This window comes from Streptomyces sp. 6N223 (assembly GCF_052246635.1).
Taxonomy (GTDB): Bacteria; Actinomycetota; Actinomycetes; order Streptomycetales; family Streptomycetaceae; genus Streptomyces.
This window is the reverse complement of the sequence record NZ_JBQQCA010000001.1, coordinates 91,006-106,027: the sequence shown is the minus strand read 5'-3', so window position 1 is coordinate 106,027 and position 15,022 is coordinate 91,006. Positions and strand designations below refer to the sequence as shown.

Genomic DNA, 15,022 nt, shown 5'->3' with positions numbered 1-15,022 from the left:
GTCGATCGGAGGATTCCCGATGCCCCCCACCGCCCGTGCCGCCGCGCTGTCGGCCGCCGTCTGCGCCACCGTCCTGCTCTCCGCTCTGCCCAGCGGCCCCGCCTTGGCCGCGGCAGACCCCGGTGCGGTGGCGGTCGAGGGCTGCACCGGCACCGCGCCCGTCGTCTGCCACGTCGACGTCGCCCCCGGCACCTACGACGTCACCGCCGTCCTCGGGGGCGCGGAGGCGGGCTCCACTGTCGTCACCGCCGAGGCCCGGCGCACCATGCTCGGGGCGACGGAGACCGCCGCCGGGGAGCAGGTGGCGGAGAGCTTCACCGTCAACGTGCGCGACCCGGAGGGCCAGCCGACCGGGGACACCGGCAGCCCCGGGCTCGACCTGTCCTTCGGCGGCCAGGCGCCGCGGCTGGCCGACCTCACCGTCACCGCCGCCCAGCATCAGCAGCTCTTCCTCGCCGGCGACTCCACCGTCTGCGACCAGTCCACCGCCCCCTACACCGGGTGGGGGCAGGAGCTGCCGCAGTTCTTCACCCAGGGCCTGTCGGTCGCCAACTACGCCGACTCCGGGGAGAGTTCCGGATCCTTCCTGGCCACCTCACAGCTCTTCCCGACCATGAGCCCGCTCATCGGCGAAGGCGACGTGGTACTCATCCAGTTCGGGCACAACGACAAGGAGACCAGCGCCGAGGACTTCCGCGCCAACCTCACCGGCCTGATCGACGGCGTACGCGACCAGGGCGGCACGCCCGTCCTCGTCACGCCGATCGTCCGCCGCTGGTTCAACGACGACGGCACGCTGAACAACGCCACCGCCCTGCACGTCAACGGGCTCGGCGTCGACCTCCCCGCCGAGATGCGCAGCCTGGCCGAGGAACAGGGCGTGGGCCTCATCGACCTCACCGCCCTCACCCAGCAGCGCGTGGAGGAACTCGGCCCGGAGGCCTCCGAGGCCCTCTTCCTCACCAACGAGGCCGACGACAACACCCACACCTCCGAACACGGCGCCACGGAGTTCGCACACCTCGTCCTCAACGAGCTGCGCGCCCAGGAGGTACTCCCCGCCGACGTGTTCCGCTGAGCTGTTCCGCTGATCCAGGCACGGCCGCGCGGGGAGCCCGGTTCCCGGGCTCCCCGCTGGCCTGCGGGGCCTCTCGTGCCGCGCAGGCGCGGGCGAACGGCCGGCGGCTACCGCTCCTGGAGCACGGCGAGAACGTTCCCGGCCGGGTCCTTGAACCACGCGATGCCAACCGGCATGCCCTCCCCGCCCGGGCCGCGCACGATGCCCCGCTCGTCGGCCTCGAAGCCCTCGTACCGCTCGAACGTGATCCCGCGCTCCCGCAGCTGGTCAACGGCGGCGTCGATGTCTCCGACCGGGAAGTTCAGGATGGTGTACGTGGCGGGCACGTGGTTGGGCTTCGGATACACGAGCGTGTCCCGGTCACCGGCGAGATGCAGGATCAGCATGTCACCCGTCACGGACGTGCGAATCCCCAGCGTCTCGCCGTAGAACCGCCTGGCCGCCTCGATGTCGTCCACCGAGAAGCCACTGAACGCCTTGCTGTCGCGGAACACCGCGGTCTCCTTTCACCGACTTCGTTCTTCCCCTTGAAGGGAGACCGCCTCGCTGGCCCGGACTCATCGGTCGCTCACCCCAACGCACCAACGACTCACGCCCGTGGTCGCCGACGCCGCGGCGCTGGCGGCCGCGGTCTCAGACGACTGCGAAGCCGGCCATCACGGCCATGTCCTCGTGACTGGAGCAGGCGGACCATGACGTGGGGGTGTGAACGCCGGAAGTTCGCGACGACGCCGGTCCCCGTCTGAAGGATCCGCAGTCCGTGCAGGTCCATGCCGGCCGGACTCCCACGACGGCCCGGTCTCCCCCGGAGGATGAGCCGGCCACCATCAGGGAACATCCTGGGTACACAGGCCCGGCCACGCCGCCCGCCACCCAGCCCGGCCCACGCGCCCGCCCCCACCAGGAGCCCGGCATGCCCCACACCGACAGCCCCAGGGCCGTCATCACGCCGATGACGGCCGCCCACGCCCGGGAGGTCCTGGCGATCTACCAGGCCGGGATCGACGAGGGCAACGCCACCTTCGAGACCGCCGCGCCCACCTGGGACGCCTTCGACGCCGACCGGCTGCCCGGGCACCGCTTCGTCGCCCTCCACCCCGACGGCGGGCGGGTCCTCGGCTGGGTCGCGGTCAGCCGCGTCTCCCCTCGCGCCGCCTACGCCGGCGTCGTGGAGCACTCCGTCTACATCCACCCCGACGCCCGCGGCCGGGGCGTCGCGACCGCCCTGCTGACCACGCTGATCACCTCAACCGAGGCCGCGGGCGTCTGGACCATCCAGTCCGGCATCTTCCCCGAGAACGCCGCCAGCCTCGCCCTCCACCAGCGCCTCGGCTTCCGCGTCTTCGGCACCCGCGAACGCGTCGGCCGCCACCACGGCGTCTGGCGCGACGTGATCCTCATCGAACGCCGCAGCCCCGCCGTCACGTGAGGTGGTACGCCCCCGGTCCGGTCAGGCGGCGGACGGCCCGGAAGCGGCCGCTGGTGTGGGCGGGAAGATCAGGGCGACGAGCGCCAGCCCGATCGCGGCACCGGCCAGCTGGGCCGCGAGGAAGGCGGCCACCGCGCCCGGGGCGATGCCGGCGAAGGTGTCGGTGAAGGCGCGTCCGATCGTCACCGCCGGGTTGGCGAAGGAGGTGGAGGAGGTGAACCAGTAGGCGGCGCCGATGTAGGCGGCGACGGCCACGGGCGCCAGGTGCGCCCGGTCGGCACGGGACAGGCCGAAGATCAGCAGGACGAGCCCGGCGGTCGCGACGACCTCGCCGAGCAGCAGGTGCCCGGCCGAGCGGTCGTGCGTGGACCAGGCCACCACCGGCTCGGCGAACATGGCGTTGGCCAGCATCGCCCCGCCTATCGCCCCCGCGATCTGCGCCGGCATGTAGGCCAGCGCCTCCCGTGCGCTGGCCCCGGGGCCGCCGCGCCGGCCGGTGAACCACGCCGCGAGGGTGACCGCCGGGTTGAAGTGCGCCCCGGAGACCGGGCCGAGGAGCGCGATGAGCACGCCGAGACCGAAGACCGTGGCCAGGGAGTTGGCCAGCAGCTGCACGCCCGCGTCCCGGCTCAGCTCGGTTGCCTGGATGCCGGAGCCGACCACGACGGCCACCAGCGCCCCGGTTCCCAGCAGCTCGGCCGCCGCCCGGCGGGCCGCGAGGAGCCGGGTGGGCGCGGCGGTGGCGGTGCCCTGGGGTGTGGCGTCGGTGGTGCTCAACGGCGGTCTCCTCAAGGAGCGGGGAGCGGGAGGGCGGGAGGGCGGGAGGGCGGCGGGGTGTCAGGGGCAGGCGCGCTTGACGGCGTTCTCGGCGGTGGCGCGGGCGGCGGCGGCCAGCTCGGCGAAGGCGTCGGCGACGGAGGCGATGACCTCGGGCCTCAGCCGGTAATAGGTGAACCGGCCGCACGGTTCGGTCTCCACCACCCCGGCCTCGCGCAGCACCCGCAGGTGGTTGGAGAGGTTGGTCTGCCGCGCTCCGGTCTCCTCGACGAGGTGGGTGGTGCACAGCGTCTCGCGGGCGAGCAGGGCCACGATCCGCATCCGGAGCGGGTCGGCCAGCACCCGGATGAGATCAGTATCGACTGACGTCAGCATGAGCTGATACTGTCACACATCAGCGTGGGCTGACACCACCCTGTGCTGATGACGAAGCCGCCGAAGGCCGATCCCATGACCGCCTCGCCGCACGCCCCGTCCCCGTTCTGCCCGACGACCGCCTGGCCACCGGCGAGGCACGCCCCTCTGACCCGCACGCCGCCGCCACTCGCCGCGAAGGAAGAACGCCCGATGACCTCCTCCCCCGCCGCCTCCGTGCTGTTCGTCTGCGTCCACAACGCAGGGCGCTCCCAGATGGCCGCCGGGTTCCTCTCCCACCTGGCCGGCGACCGCATCGAGGTCCGCTCCGCCGGCTCACTGCCCGCCGACCAGGTCAACCCCGCCGCCGTCCAGGCCATGAGCGAGGTCGGCGTCGACATCTCCCGGCGAACGCCCAAGGTGCTCACCACCGAGGCCGTGATGGCCTCCGACTACGTCATCACCATGGGCTGCGGCGACGCCTGCCCCGTCTTCCCCGGCAAGGCCTACCTCGACTGGGAGCTGCCCGACCCCGCGGGCAGGGGCGTCGACGCCGTCCGCCCCATCCGCGACGAGATCAAGGCCCGCGTCGAGGCCCTCATCGCCGAGATCGACGCCCGGCAGGACCGGTGACGGCCCGAGCCGCCGCCGCGGCCACGCCTCACCCAGAGGCGGCTTCCTGGCGCTCCTCCTGACAGGGCGCCGGGACGCGCGATGCTGGAAGACGGGAGCCCGAAGACCCTGGTCGTTGCCACCAGGGCCTCGCCGGATCTCGCCGGAGGTGGATGATCATGATGCGCGCCGTGTGGAACGGCGCGGTCCTCGCGCGGGCGGACCGCACCGTCGTCGTGGAGGGCACCCACTACTTCCCGCCCGAGTCGCTTCATCGCGCGTACTTCACCGAGAGCCGCGCGAGGTCGCTGTGCCCGTGGAAGGGGATCGCCCGCTACTTCACGGTGACCGTCGACGGCGACGTGAAGGCGAAGGCCGCCTGGCGCTACCCGCACCCCAGCCCGTTCGCCAGGAGGATCAAGAACCAGGTCGCCTTCGGGAACGGCGTCACGGTCGAGGAAGTCGTCACGGTCGAGGATGCCGAGGAAGCGGCGTCGGAGGACGGCAGGTGAGGCTCACCCACTCCCCCGACGCGGCGGAGCGGGCCATGGCGTCCTGTGCCACCGCGCTCGCCACGGCGTCGTCCAGCGTCGCCCCGTGCGGGGTGCCCTCGACGACCGAGCGCAGGAACTGGTACGCCTCGATGACCTTCAGGTCGTCGTAGCCCATGCTCATGGCCGCCCCCGGCTGGAAGGCGGCGTACTCGCCGTGGCCCGGGCCGGCGTGCACCGTGCTGACGGGCTGGTCCTGGTAGCCGGTCCCACGGCTGACACCGAGCTCGCCCATACGCCGGAAGTCCCAGAAGAGCGCACCGGTCGTGCCGTGGATCTCGAAGCCGTAGCTGTTCTGCTCCCCGACCGAGACCCGGCACGCCTCCAGCACGCCGCGGGCGCCGGAGGCGAAGCGCAGCAGGCAGCTCACGTAGTCGGCGTTCCCGACCCGTCCCGGCTCGCCGCCCGCGGCGCGGGCGTGACCGGAGGTGGCGCCGGTGGGCCGGGGCCGCTCGGGCACGAAGACCGCGGTGTCGGCGGTCAGCGAGTCGATCTCGCCGAGGAGGTGGCGGGCGAGGTCGACGCCGTGCGAGGCCAGGTCCCCCAGCACGCCGCTGCCGCCGCGCTCGGGCTCGAACCGCCAGGTCAGGGCGCCCTCGGGGTGGGCCGCGTAGTCGCTGAACAGGCGGATGCGGGCGTGCGTGACCGTGCCGATCTCCCCGGCGGCGATCATCTCGCGGGCGGCGGCGACGGCGGGCGCGTGGCGGTAGTTGAAGCCGACCGCCCCTCGCACGCCCGCTCTGGCGGCCGCGTCCGCCACCGCGCGGGCGTCCCCGGCGGTCAGGCCGACCGGCTTCTCGATCCAGAGGTGCTTGCCCGCCTCGGCCATCGCCACGCCGATCTCGCGGTGCAGGAAGTTCGGGGCGGTGACGCTCACCGCCCGCACCCGGGGGTCTGCGGCGACCTCCCGCCAGTCCCGGGTCGCGGAGGAGAAGCCGTACCGCCCCGCCGCCTCCTCGGCCCGGCCGGGCACCTCGTCGGCGACGGCCACGAGTTCCGGCCGCACGGGCAGCTGCGGGAAGTGGTGCGGCAGGCGGGCGTACGCCTGGGTGTGCACGCGCCCCATCCAGCCGAATCCGACCACGGCGACGCCGAGCGTGTTCACGATGACCGCCCCTCCTTCTTTTGGACCGTTCCAGAGCCTGGCGCCCCACCATGAGTGCCAATCCCAGGATGTATGGAACGGTCCATGACCATGAGAGCTCCGGCCATCCGTGATGTCGCCGAGCGGGCCGGCGTGTCGAAGTCGGGCACCACGGCCCCGCCGTCACCCGGCGTCTGAGGGCGAACCGCCGAGGCGGCCACACCATCGCGGCCCGGGGGTGCCCCCCGAAGAGGCACTCCCGGGCCGGCGTACGATCCGGGCCTGGGGCCCGGGGCAGGCGGCTATTCGGCGTGGACGAGCTCGCGTTCGTCCGTGTCGTCCGCCCGCTCCGACCGCTTCCCCCGCGGTGCGTCCTCCGCGCCAGGCGCAGGCTCCGCGTGCCGCGCGGCGCCGCGCCGGGGCACGATCCCGGTCACGGCGATGACCAGGCCGATCACGGCGAGTGCCGTGACGACGTAGAGGGCGGGGTCGAAGCCGGCCAGCAGGGCGTCGGCCCCGGTCCGGCCCTCGCTGTTGGCGGTGAGCACGGCGGTGACGACGGCGAGCCCGATGGCGCCGCCGACTTGCAGGGAGGTGTTGAGCAGACCGCCCGCCAGGCCCTGCTCCTCGTTGGGGATGCCGGCGGTGGCCTGGATGTTGAAGGAGGCGAACGCCAGGGTGAAGCCGATGCCGAGCAGGACCATGCTGGGCAGGGTGCCCACCGCGTAGGGGGCGTCACGGTCGATGAGCAGGAACAGCACGTAGGCGAGCACGTGGGCGACCAGGCCGCCGGCGATGGTGAGCGCGGTGCCGGCCCGTTCGATCAGCGGCTCCATCCGCGGCGAGCCGAAGGCGACGATCAGCGCGGCGGGCAGGAAGCCGAGCGCGGTCTCCAACGCCGACCAGCCCAGCACCGACTGCAGGTACTGCATCACGACGAACTGGAAGCCGAGGTAGCCGCCGAAGAAGACGGCGATGCCGAGGTTGGCCCTGGCCAGCGGCCCCGAGCGGAGTATGCCGAGCCGCACCAGCGGGTGCTTGCTGCGCTGCTCGATGGTGAGGAAGGCGGCGAGCAGCAGCGCGGCGACCGCGAACTGCAGCAGCGTGCGCGGGTCGCCCCAGCCCGTCTCGGGCGCCTCGACGACGGTGTAGACCAGCAGCAGCATCGCGGCGACGCCGGTGATCGCGCCGGGCAGGTCGTAGCCGCCGGTGCGCGGCGTCCGCTCCTCCTTCGGCAGCACCTTGAGGGCCGCGAAGAACGCGATGAGCGCCACCGGGAAGGGCAGGAAGAAGGTCCACCGCCAGCCGACCTCGGTCAGCAGGCCCGAGAAGACCAGGCCGGCGGAGTAGCCGCTTGCGCCGAAGACGGCGAAGATGCCCAGCGCCTTGTTGCGCGCCGGCCCTTCCGAGAACGTGGTGGTGATGATCGACAGCGCGGCAGGGGCGGTGAACGCCGCCGCCGCGCCCTTCAGCAGCCGGGTGGCGATCAGCAGGCCGCCGTCGCTGACGAGGCCGCCGAGCAGCGAGGTGATGCTGAAAACGGCGACGGCGGCGAGGAAGACCCGGCGCCGTCCGAGCAGGTCGGCGGTGCGCCCGCCCAGCAGCAACAGGCCGCCGTAGGTGAGGACGTAGCCGCTGACGACCCACTGCAGCGTGCTGGTGGACAGGCCGAGGTCGGACTGGATGGCAGGTAGTGCCACGCCAACCATCGAGACGTCGAGCGCGTCAAGGCCGACGACGAGAGAGACGGTGAGCAGGATGCCCCAGAGCCGGGCGTCCCACGTGGTGGAGGTGGTGGACGTGGTGGAAGTGCTCATGACGCGAGACACTACATGCATGCGCAACTAATGACAATGCAATAAATGAGATTGCATAAAATTCCTGCGCGTGCTAACGTCGCCCCCGTGAGCTTGCCCGAGGAACGCGCCCTGGTGGCTCAGTGGCAGGAGCTACTGACCCGCCACGCGGCCGTGTGGCACCCGCTCGAGCGCGAGCTGCAGCAGCGACACGGCATCGGCGTCAGCGAGTTCGAGGCGCTCGAACTGCTCGCCACCCGCGACCACGACAAGTGCCGCGCCGCGGAGCTCGCCGAGGCGGCGCATCTGAGCCAGAGCGCCGCGTCCCGGATGACCGCGCGTCTTGAGCGGGCCGGGCTGGTCCAGCGGGCCGTCTGCGACCTCGACCGCCGCGGCATCTTCGTGACCCTCACCGAGGAGGGCCGCCGCCGCTACGCCGAGGCGAAGCCGACGCACCGCGCCGTGCTGGCCGAGATCCTGGGCGCCCCGGCCTGAGCTGGCGCACCGGGACGGGCTGAGGCCGTCCCGAGAGCCTCGGTCCACGGTGCCCACTGCGGAGCGGCCACGCACGGCACGTGCGCCGGCGCCGCGGCGACCGCGTCAATGTCCCCCACCGATGCCCCGCGCGGCGCGCCGAACCCGCCGGCCTGTGCTTCGGCCGCTGCGCTCGTCCCCTTCTGCGGCATGTCGATGGGGTCCTACGACCTCACGGCGTGTTACACCCGTACGGGCGGGCTCCGCTCGACGAGATGGGTCACGTCCGTCGATGGTCTCCAACGCCGCCCTCCTCGGCCGATCAAGGCGCCGTTTCCCGCCCCGCCCGCCCCGTGGCTCACAGTCGTAGGAGGCGTGTGACGCACAAGAATGGTCCGACGAAAGGCATGTCATGAAGATCGCAGTCCTCGGCGGCACCGGGCTGATCGGGTCACAGGTCGTCAAGAAGCTGAACGCCGCCGGGCACGAGGCCGTACCGCACTCCCCGTCCACCGGAGTCGACGTCATCAGCGGCCAGGGACTGGACGACGCGGTGGCGGCAGCGGACGTCGTCGTCAACCTGACGAACTCCCCGACCTTCGACGAGGCCTCCCCGGCCTTCTTCCAGACCTCGATGGACAACCTTCTGGCCTCGGCCCGGAACGGCGCCGTCGGCCACGTCGTCATCCTCTCGATCGTCGGCGCGGACCGGGTACCGGAACTGGACTACTACCGGGCCAAGGTGCTCCAGGAGAAGATCCTCGCCGCCGGTCCGATTCCCTACTCGATCGTCCGGGCGACGCAGTTCATGGAGTTCATGGACGCCGTCCTGTCCTGGACCGCCGACGGCGACACCGTCCGGTTGCCCGCCACGCCGATCCAGCCGATCGCCTCCAGGGACGTGGCCAACGCCGTGGCGGAGGTCGCCGTGGGTGCCCCGCTGAACGGCATCCGCAACATCGCCGGCCCCGAGATCTTCTCCCTGGACGAACTGGGCCGGATGACCCTGTCCCGCAAAGGCGACAGCCGTACCGTCATCACCGACCCCGCCGCCGGCATGTTCGCCCTCGTCAAGGGTGACGTCCTCACCGACACGCACGCTCACCTCGCCCCCACCCGCTACGCCGACTGGCTCGCCTGACTCTTCGCCCTGTCCACACCCCACCCCGGCACGCGGCCCGGGCAGCGAGCCCGGGGTGCCGAGGGCCTGACGGCCCAGGAGGGAATATCCCGAGGGGGACTTTGCTTGCCGGTTTCTCGCCAGTTCGCGCCAATGCCCTGGTCGCCGCCACCTGCGTTTGTCTCGTTTTCTCGCTTCAGCGCACTTCTTCGCCCTCGTAGAATTAGCGTGCTGCCGTCGAATCCGGAGAAGGGAACGCTACTGTCATGGGCTTAGTCACGACCACGGGAGAGTGGACGGGCGTCAGCGTGTCCGATTTGACGGGCCTCGCAATTCGTCAGGATGATCGCGCCAACAAGAGCGAAATCAGGTGGGGCACGCCCGCCGAAGGCAGTCAGAGCGGCTATGACTTCGAGGGCTACGCCACCGATGCGGTCCTCGACGGTACTGATTTCGCGCTGGGCAAGTTCACGCACCACAACTACCCGATCGTGCTGAACCACGAGCAGTTCTGGGTGTACCTCGCGGTCAGCGTCTACTTCCAGGACAATGATTTCGAGCACCGATTCAAGCTGCGTTTCCGCCATGAAGAGACACCCAACGTACCCGGCTATCAGAACGATCCCGTCAAGCTGCCGGACGTCCACGAGAACGACAGAGTGTATGTCGACGGTGTCGAGTACGAGGTGACCATGACTGGTTTCCTGGTGGAGCATGGGCAGAGAAAAATAAAGATGCCCAATTTCGACACTCCCGAAAAGGGCCACGCCAGCGCCAAGATCTTCGCCCAGTTCAAGCAGACGAGTTCGCCGTCCTCCTGAGCCTCGCGTCCGGCTGGGCCGCTTCTGTGGCCGCCCATCACCGCGATTCCGGTGGCGTCCAGCCGCCCGAACAGCAGCAGTGACAGCGCCACAGCGGCGAGGTGAAACACCAAGCCACAGCCTCAGGACTTACTCATCCGGCCGCCCGGCGCGCGTTCGGCGAAGGTCTCGCCCCGCGCCGCCATCGCCTCCAGTGAGGCGGGCGGCGTGAAGCGGTCGCCGTAGCAGGCCGCCAGCTCCCGCGCGCGGGCGGCGAACCCGGCCGGCCCGCCGGCGTAGCCGTCCACGTACTGGAGCACCCCGCCGGTCCAGGCGGGGAAGCCGATGCCGAGCAGCGAGCCGACGTTGGCGTCCGCGACCGAGGTCACCACGCCCTCGTCCAGCAGCGCCACGGCCTCCAGGACCTCGCTGAACAGCAGCCGCTCGCTCAGGTCACGCAGCCCGTCCGGCGCGGGCTCCGTCGGCGCGGACGCGGCGAAGTGCCGCCGCAGCCCCGGCCACAGCCCCGTACGCCGGCCCTCGGCGTAGTCGTAGAAGCCCGCGCCGGCCGCGCGCCCCGGCCGCCCCAGCTCGTCCGTCATCCGCGCGAAGACCGCCTCGGCCGGATGCGTACGCCACTCCACGCCCGCCGCCTCGGCCGCCGCGCGGTTCTCCTCGCGGATGCGCCGGATGAGCGTCAGCGAGATCTCGTCCACCAGCGCCAGCACCCCCGTCGGATACCCGGCCTGCCGCGACGCCTGCTCGACGGAGGCCGCCGGCACGCCCTCGCCGAGCATGGCGGCGCCCTCGTCGAAGCGGCGCCCGATGACGCGGGAGGTGAAGAAGCCGCGGGAGTCGTTGACCACGATCGGGGTCTTGCCCAGGTGCCGCACCAGGTCGAAGGCGCGGGCCAGCGCCGCCTCGCCGGTCCGCTCCCCCTTGACGATCTCCACCAGCGGCATCCGGTCCACCGGCGAGAAGAAGTGCAGGCCGACGAAGTCCTCAGGCCGCTCCACGCCCTCGGCGAGCCGGCTGACGGGCAGGGTGGAGGTGTTGGAGCACAGCAGCGCGTCGGGCGGAAGGACGTGCTGCGCCTCCTGGAACACCTTCTGCTTCAGGCCCGGGTCCTCGAAGACCGCCTCGATGACGACATCGCAGCCCGCCAGGTCCGCCACGCCGCCGGCCGGCGTGATGCGCTCCAGCAGCGCGCGGCTCCGCTCCGGGGTGGTGTGCCCGCGCTCGGCGGCCGACGCCAGCCGCTCGGCCACGCGCTCCCTGCCGCGCCGCGCCGCCTCCTCGGTGACGTCCTTCAACGCCACCTCCAGGCCCGCCGCCGCGCAGGCCTGGGCGATGCCCGCGCCCATCATCCCGGCGCCCAGCACCGCCACGCGGGCGGCGGCTCGGCGGGGCACGCCGGCGGGGCGGCTGCGGCCGGCGTTGACGGCGGGCAGGTCGACGCCGAAGGCACGGGTCATGTTCCGCGCGGTCTGGTCGATGGCCGCGGCCGCGGCGTACCGGGCCTCGATCAGCTCGGCGGTCTCGAAGCCGACCTGGGCGCCCTCGACCGCCGCGGCAAGGATGTCGCGCGGCGCGCGGTAGGGGGCGCCGCCGGTGCGCTTGCGCAGCAGCGCGGGGAGGCTGGGCAGCACCGCGTCCAGGGCCGGGTCGCCGGGGGCGCCGCCGGGCACCTGGTAGCCGGGCGCGTCCCAGGGCTGCCGGGCCCCGGGGTGGGCTTCGATGAACGCCCGGGCGCGGGCGGCGAGTTCCTCGCGGGTGTCGACGACCTCGTCGACCAGGCCCGCCGCCAGGGCGCGGGCCGGGGTGTGGCGCGTGCCCTCCAGCAGCACCTGCCGCAGCGCGTCGGCGATGCCGAGCAGCCGCACGGCGCGGACGACACCGCCGCCGGCGGGCACCAGGCCGTAGCGGGCCTCGGGCAGGCCGAACCGGCTGGCGGGGGCGTCGAGGGCGATCCGGTGGTGGCAGGCGAGGGCGATCTCGAGACCGCCGCCGAGCGCGGATCCGGTCAGCGCCGCGACGACGGGCCTGCCCAGGGTCTCGATGCGGCGCAGGGCGCGCTTGAGCCGCGTCCCTGCGTCGAGGACCGCCTGGGCGGCGGGCGGCGTGGGCCCGGCGAGCTCGCGCAGGGCGGCCCCGGCGTAGAACTCTGCGCCGCCCAGCTCGATGACGACGCCGCGCACGCGCTCGCCGCCGGCCTCGGCGGCGTGCGCGGCGCCGAGCCGGTCGGCCGCGGCCTCCACGGCCGCCGCCGCGTGGCCGGGGTCGTCGGGGCGCAGGTCGAGGGCGAGGGTGAGGACGTCGTCGGCGTGGGCGGGCTGGCGCGTGGGCTCAGGCATGGTGGCCGGTCTCCCGGGGTGGCTGCGGGTTGGCGGGACGGCGGGGGAGGAGGAGACCCGCCGGGGTCACTGGTCGACTCGCTCGACGATCGTGGCGATGCCCATGCCTCCGCCGACGCAGAGCGTGGCCAGGCCGTAGCGCAGCTCGCGGCGTTCCAGCTCGTCGATGAGGGTGCCGAGGATCATCGCGCCGGTGGCGCCCAGCGGATGGCCCATGGCGATGGCGCCGCCGTTGACGTTGACCCGGTCCAGGTCCACGCCCATCTCCTTCACGAAACGCAGCACCACGGCGGCGAACGCCTCGTTGATCTCGACGAGGTCGATGTCGTCGATGGTGAGCCCGGCCCGGGCCAGCGCCTTGCGGGTGGCGGGGGCGGGGCCGGTGAGCATGATGGTGGGCTCGGACCCGACGACGGCGGCGGAGACGATCCGGGCGCGCGGCGTGAGCCCGAAGCGCTCGCCGGTCTCGCGGCTGCCGATGGCGACCAGCGCCGATCCGTCGACGATGCCGGAGGAGTTGCCCGCGTGGTGGACGTGGTCGATGCGCTCCACCCAGTGGTACTTCTGCAACGCCACCGCGTCGAAGCCGCCCTGCTCGCCGATGGCGGCGAAGGCGGGCTTGAGCCCGGCGAGCGTGTCGGCGGTGGTCCCGGGGCGGATGTGCTCGTCGCGGTCGAGGACCACAAGGCCGCCGGCATCGGTGACGGGGACGACGGAGCGCGCGAAGCGGCCGTCCTTCCAGGCCGCGGCGGCGCGCTCCTGCGAGAGGGCGGCGTACTCGTCCACGTCCCGGCGGGTGAAGCCCTCGATCGTGGCGATGAGGTCGGCGCCGACGCCCTGCGGGATGAAGCCGAGCTCGTGGTTGGTCATCGGGTCCATCGACCAGGGCCCGCCGTCGGAGCCGATCGGGACGCGCGACATCGACTCCACTCCCCCGGCGAGCACCAGGTCGTCGAAGCCGGCGCGGACCTTGGCGGCGGCCAGGTTGACGGCCTCCAGGCCCGAGGCGCAGAAGCGGTTCTCCTGTACGCCGGCCACGCTGTCGGGCAGCCCGGCGGCGACGGCGGCGATCTTGGCGATGTCGGAGCCCTGGTCGCCGTGGGGGCTGACCACGCCGAGCACGACGTCGTCGATGGCGGCCGGGTCGAGGCCGGGCAGGCGGCGCCGCAACTCGCGGATGAGGCCGACGACGAGGTCGATGGGCTTGGTGCCGTGCAGCGCCCCGTTCCGCTTGCCGCGCCCGCGCGGGGTGCGGATCGCCTCGTAGACGTAGGCTTCGGCGGTCATGGGTCCTCCTCCGGGGGGTGGGGCAGCGGTACGCCCCAGTCGCGGGCGATGGCGGCGGCGTCCGAGCCGGGCAGCGCGGGAGAGCGGCGGATGCCGCCGGGGGTGGCGGAGAAGCGGGGCGCGGGGGCGGGCTGGACGACGCCCGCGTGCGTGGTGAAGGTCGCGCGGGAGGCCATGTGGGGGTGGGAGGCGGCCTCGCCGGGGCCGAGCACCGGGGTGACGCAGGCGTCGGAGCCGGCGAAGACCTCTGCCCACTCCTCCCGGGTGCGGCCGGCGAAACGCCGGGCGATGAGGGCGCGCAGCTCCGGCCAGCGGGCGGGGTCCTCGCGGTCGGGGGCGTGGCCTTCGATGCCGAGCAGCCGGACGAACTCGGCGTAGAAGCGCGGCTCCAGCGCGCCCACCGCCATGTGGCCGCCGTCGGAGGTGGCGTAGACGGCGTAGAACGGGGCGCCGCCGTCCAGCAGGTTGGCCTCGCGGCCCTCCCGCCACGTCCCGGCGGCGAGCAGGCCGTGGATCATGGTGGCCAGGTGGGCGGCGCCGTCCACGATGGCGGCGTCCACGACCTGGCCACGGCCGGTGGCGCGGGCGTGGTGCAGCGCCGCGAGGACGCCGACGATGAGGTAGAGCGCGCCGCCCGCGTAGTCCCCCAGCAGGTTGGCGGGCACGGACGGCGGGCCGTCGGCCGGGCCGATCATGGCGAGGGTGCCGCTGAGGGCGAGGTAGTCGATGTCGTGCCCGGCGCGGTCGGCCAGCGGCCCGTCCTGGCCCCAGCCGGTCATCCGCCCGTACACGAGCCGGGGGTTGCGGGCGTGGCAGGGGCCGGGGCCCACGCCGAGGCGTTCGGCGACGCCGGGGCGGTAGCCCTCGATCAGCACCTCGGCACGCTCGGCGAGGTCGAGCACGAGGCGCCTGCCGTCGTCGGTCTTCAGGTCCGCCGTGAGGGAGCGCTTGTTGCGGCCGGTGAGGTCGTCGGCCGGATCGACACCGGTCCAGGGGGCGTCGGGGCGGTCGACGCGCACCACGTCGGCTCCCAGGTCGCCCAGCAGCATCGCGGCGAAGGGGCCGGGGCCGATGCCGGCGAGCTCGACCACGCGCAGGCCGGCGAGAGGGCCCATGCCGTGCCGCGTCGCTGCTGTCATCGAGGGCCCCCAGGCGTGCTCCGCGTTCGTTGCGGTCACAGTCGCGATGATAAGAACGTGTTTCAGTTCTTATCAAGTGCGCCTCGCCCGGGCACGCACGCCGGCCGGCGGCACGACGAAGCGGAGACGCGCACCGGGTGTGCGCGCCCCCGCGTGGGCCGGGTCGG

The 15,022-nt window shown here is 73.0% G+C and carries 15 protein-coding genes; 7 read left to right on the top strand and 8 right to left on the bottom strand.

Annotation, left to right across the window (positions count from 1 at the left end; genetic code table 11):
* Positions 1–19: 19 nt before the first annotated feature.
* Positions 20–1,078 (top strand): rhamnogalacturonan acetylesterase, encoded by a 1,059-nt coding sequence (locus ACTWQH_RS00415; RefSeq protein ID WP_443284218.1) that lies wholly within the window; start codon positions 20–22, stop codon positions 1,076–1,078.
* A gap of 107 nt (positions 1,079–1,185) precedes the next feature.
* On the opposite strand, the gene ACTWQH_RS00410 is transcribed toward ACTWQH_RS00415, so the two are convergent.
* On the bottom strand, positions 1,186–1,572 hold the full coding sequence (locus ACTWQH_RS00410) for a VOC family protein (protein WP_443284217.1): 387 nt from the start codon (positions 1,570–1,572) through the stop codon (positions 1,186–1,188).
* Positions 1,573–1,991: 419 nt separating this feature from the next.
* Between ACTWQH_RS00410 and ACTWQH_RS00405 the strand changes: the two genes are divergently transcribed.
* Entirely contained in the window at positions 1,992–2,507 is a 516-nt protein-coding gene (locus tag ACTWQH_RS00405) for a GNAT family N-acetyltransferase (protein ID WP_443284216.1), read from the top strand.
* A 21-nt stretch (positions 2,508–2,528) separates the two neighbouring features.
* Here ACTWQH_RS00405 and ACTWQH_RS00400 read toward each other — a convergent pair whose 3' ends face one another.
* Positions 2,529–3,284: an aquaporin gene (locus ACTWQH_RS00400; protein ID WP_443284215.1), complete on the bottom strand. Its 756-nt coding sequence runs from the start codon at positions 3,282–3,284 to the stop codon at positions 2,529–2,531.
* 60 nt (positions 3,285–3,344) lie between these two features.
* Positions 3,345–3,659: an ArsR/SmtB family transcription factor gene (locus tag ACTWQH_RS00395; protein WP_443284214.1), complete on the bottom strand. Its 315-nt coding sequence runs from the start codon at positions 3,657–3,659 to the stop codon at positions 3,345–3,347.
* A gap of 192 nt (positions 3,660–3,851) precedes the next feature.
* Between ACTWQH_RS00395 and ACTWQH_RS00390 the strand changes: the two genes are divergently transcribed.
* Together ACTWQH_RS00390 and ACTWQH_RS00385 are read left to right on the top strand one after the other, a co-directional pair.
* Positions 3,852–4,271, top strand: a complete 420-nt coding sequence (locus ACTWQH_RS00390; RefSeq protein WP_443284440.1) for an arsenate reductase ArsC — start codon at positions 3,852–3,854, stop codon at positions 4,269–4,271.
* Positions 4,272–4,429: 158 nt separating this feature from the next.
* Entirely contained in the window at positions 4,430–4,762 is a 333-nt protein-coding gene (locus ACTWQH_RS00385) for a DUF427 domain-containing protein (RefSeq protein WP_443284213.1), read from the top strand.
* Here ACTWQH_RS00385 and ACTWQH_RS00380 read toward each other — a convergent pair.
* On the bottom strand, positions 4,716–5,909 hold the full coding sequence (locus ACTWQH_RS00380) for a Gfo/Idh/MocA family protein (RefSeq protein ID WP_443284439.1): 1,194 nt from the start codon (positions 5,907–5,909) through the stop codon (positions 4,716–4,718). The two genes, ACTWQH_RS00385 and ACTWQH_RS00380, sit on opposite strands and share 47 nt — an antisense overlap.
* A gap of 278 nt (positions 5,910–6,187) precedes the next feature.
* Positions 6,188–7,702, bottom strand: a complete 1,515-nt coding sequence (locus ACTWQH_RS00375) for an MFS transporter (RefSeq protein ID WP_443284212.1) — start codon at positions 7,700–7,702, stop codon at positions 6,188–6,190.
* Positions 7,703–7,789: 87 nt separating this feature from the next.
* On the opposite strand from ACTWQH_RS00375, the gene ACTWQH_RS00370 reads away from it, so the two are divergent.
* The 3 genes from ACTWQH_RS00370 to ACTWQH_RS00360 all read left to right on the top strand — a co-directional run bounded on the left by ACTWQH_RS00370 (position 7,790) and on the right by ACTWQH_RS00360 (position 10,096).
* Entirely contained in the window at positions 7,790–8,176 is a 387-nt protein-coding gene (locus ACTWQH_RS00370; protein ID WP_443284211.1) for a MarR family winged helix-turn-helix transcriptional regulator, read from the top strand.
* Between the two features lie 391 nt (positions 8,177–8,567).
* Positions 8,568–9,296 (top strand): SDR family oxidoreductase, encoded by a 729-nt coding sequence (locus ACTWQH_RS00365; RefSeq protein WP_443284210.1) that lies wholly within the window; start codon positions 8,568–8,570, stop codon positions 9,294–9,296.
* 245 nt (positions 9,297–9,541) lie between these two features.
* Positions 9,542–10,096 carry a choice-of-anchor K domain-containing protein gene (locus ACTWQH_RS00360; protein ID WP_443284209.1) on the top strand — a complete coding sequence of 185 codons (555 nt, stop codon included), beginning with the start codon at positions 9,542–9,544 and terminating at the stop codon, positions 10,094–10,096.
* A 122-nt stretch (positions 10,097–10,218) separates the two neighbouring features.
* Here the strand turns inward: ACTWQH_RS00360 and ACTWQH_RS00355 are convergent, their stop codons facing one another.
* The 3 genes from ACTWQH_RS00355 to ACTWQH_RS00345 all read right to left on the bottom strand — a co-directional run bounded on the left by ACTWQH_RS00355 (position 10,219) and on the right by ACTWQH_RS00345 (position 14,855).
* Positions 10,219–12,429, bottom strand: a complete 2,211-nt coding sequence (locus ACTWQH_RS00355; protein WP_443284208.1) for a 3-hydroxyacyl-CoA dehydrogenase NAD-binding domain-containing protein — start codon at positions 12,427–12,429, stop codon at positions 10,219–10,221.
* A 66-nt stretch (positions 12,430–12,495) separates the two neighbouring features.
* Positions 12,496–13,716 (bottom strand): acetyl-CoA C-acetyltransferase, encoded by a 1,221-nt coding sequence (locus ACTWQH_RS00350; RefSeq protein ID WP_443284207.1) that lies wholly within the window; start codon positions 13,714–13,716, stop codon positions 12,496–12,498.
* Entirely contained in the window at positions 13,713–14,855 is a 1,143-nt protein-coding gene (locus ACTWQH_RS00345; RefSeq protein WP_443284438.1) for a CaiB/BaiF CoA transferase family protein, read from the bottom strand. Before ACTWQH_RS00345 ends, ACTWQH_RS00350 begins: the two co-directional genes overlap by 4 nt.
* Between the last annotated feature and the right edge of the window lie 167 nt (positions 14,856–15,022).

Bases quoted from the DNA above. Each gene is read 5' to 3' on its own strand.
- ACTWQH_RS00390 (WP_443284440.1), top strand. From the start codon at position 3,852: ATGACCTCCTCCCCCGCCGCCTCCGTGCTGTTCGTCTGCGTCCACAAC.
- ACTWQH_RS00395 (WP_443284214.1), bottom strand. From the start codon at position 3,659: ATGCTGACGTCAGTCGATACTGATCTCATCCGGGTGCTGGCCGACCCG.
- ACTWQH_RS00365 (WP_443284210.1), top strand. From the start codon at position 8,568: ATGAAGATCGCAGTCCTCGGCGGCACCGGGCTGATCGGGTCACAGGTC.
- ACTWQH_RS00415 (WP_443284218.1), top strand. From the start codon at position 20: ATGCCCCCCACCGCCCGTGCCGCCGCGCTGTCGGCCGCCGTCTGCGCC.
- ACTWQH_RS00385 (WP_443284213.1), top strand. From the start codon at position 4,430: ATGATGCGCGCCGTGTGGAACGGCGCGGTCCTCGCGCGGGCGGACCGC.
- ACTWQH_RS00405 (WP_443284216.1), top strand. From the start codon at position 1,992: ATGCCCCACACCGACAGCCCCAGGGCCGTCATCACGCCGATGACGGCC.
- ACTWQH_RS00375 (WP_443284212.1), bottom strand. From the start codon at position 7,702: ATGAGCACTTCCACCACGTCCACCACCTCCACCACGTGGGACGCCCGG.
- ACTWQH_RS00355 (WP_443284208.1), bottom strand. From the start codon at position 12,429: ATGCCTGAGCCCACGCGCCAGCCCGCCCACGCCGACGACGTCCTCACC.
- ACTWQH_RS00360 (WP_443284209.1), top strand. From the start codon at position 9,542: ATGGGCTTAGTCACGACCACGGGAGAGTGGACGGGCGTCAGCGTGTCC.
- ACTWQH_RS00350 (WP_443284207.1), bottom strand. From the start codon at position 13,716: ATGACCGCCGAAGCCTACGTCTACGAGGCGATCCGCACCCCGCGCGGG.
- ACTWQH_RS00345 (WP_443284438.1), bottom strand. From the start codon at position 14,855: ATGACAGCAGCGACGCGGCACGGCATGGGCCCTCTCGCCGGCCTGCGC.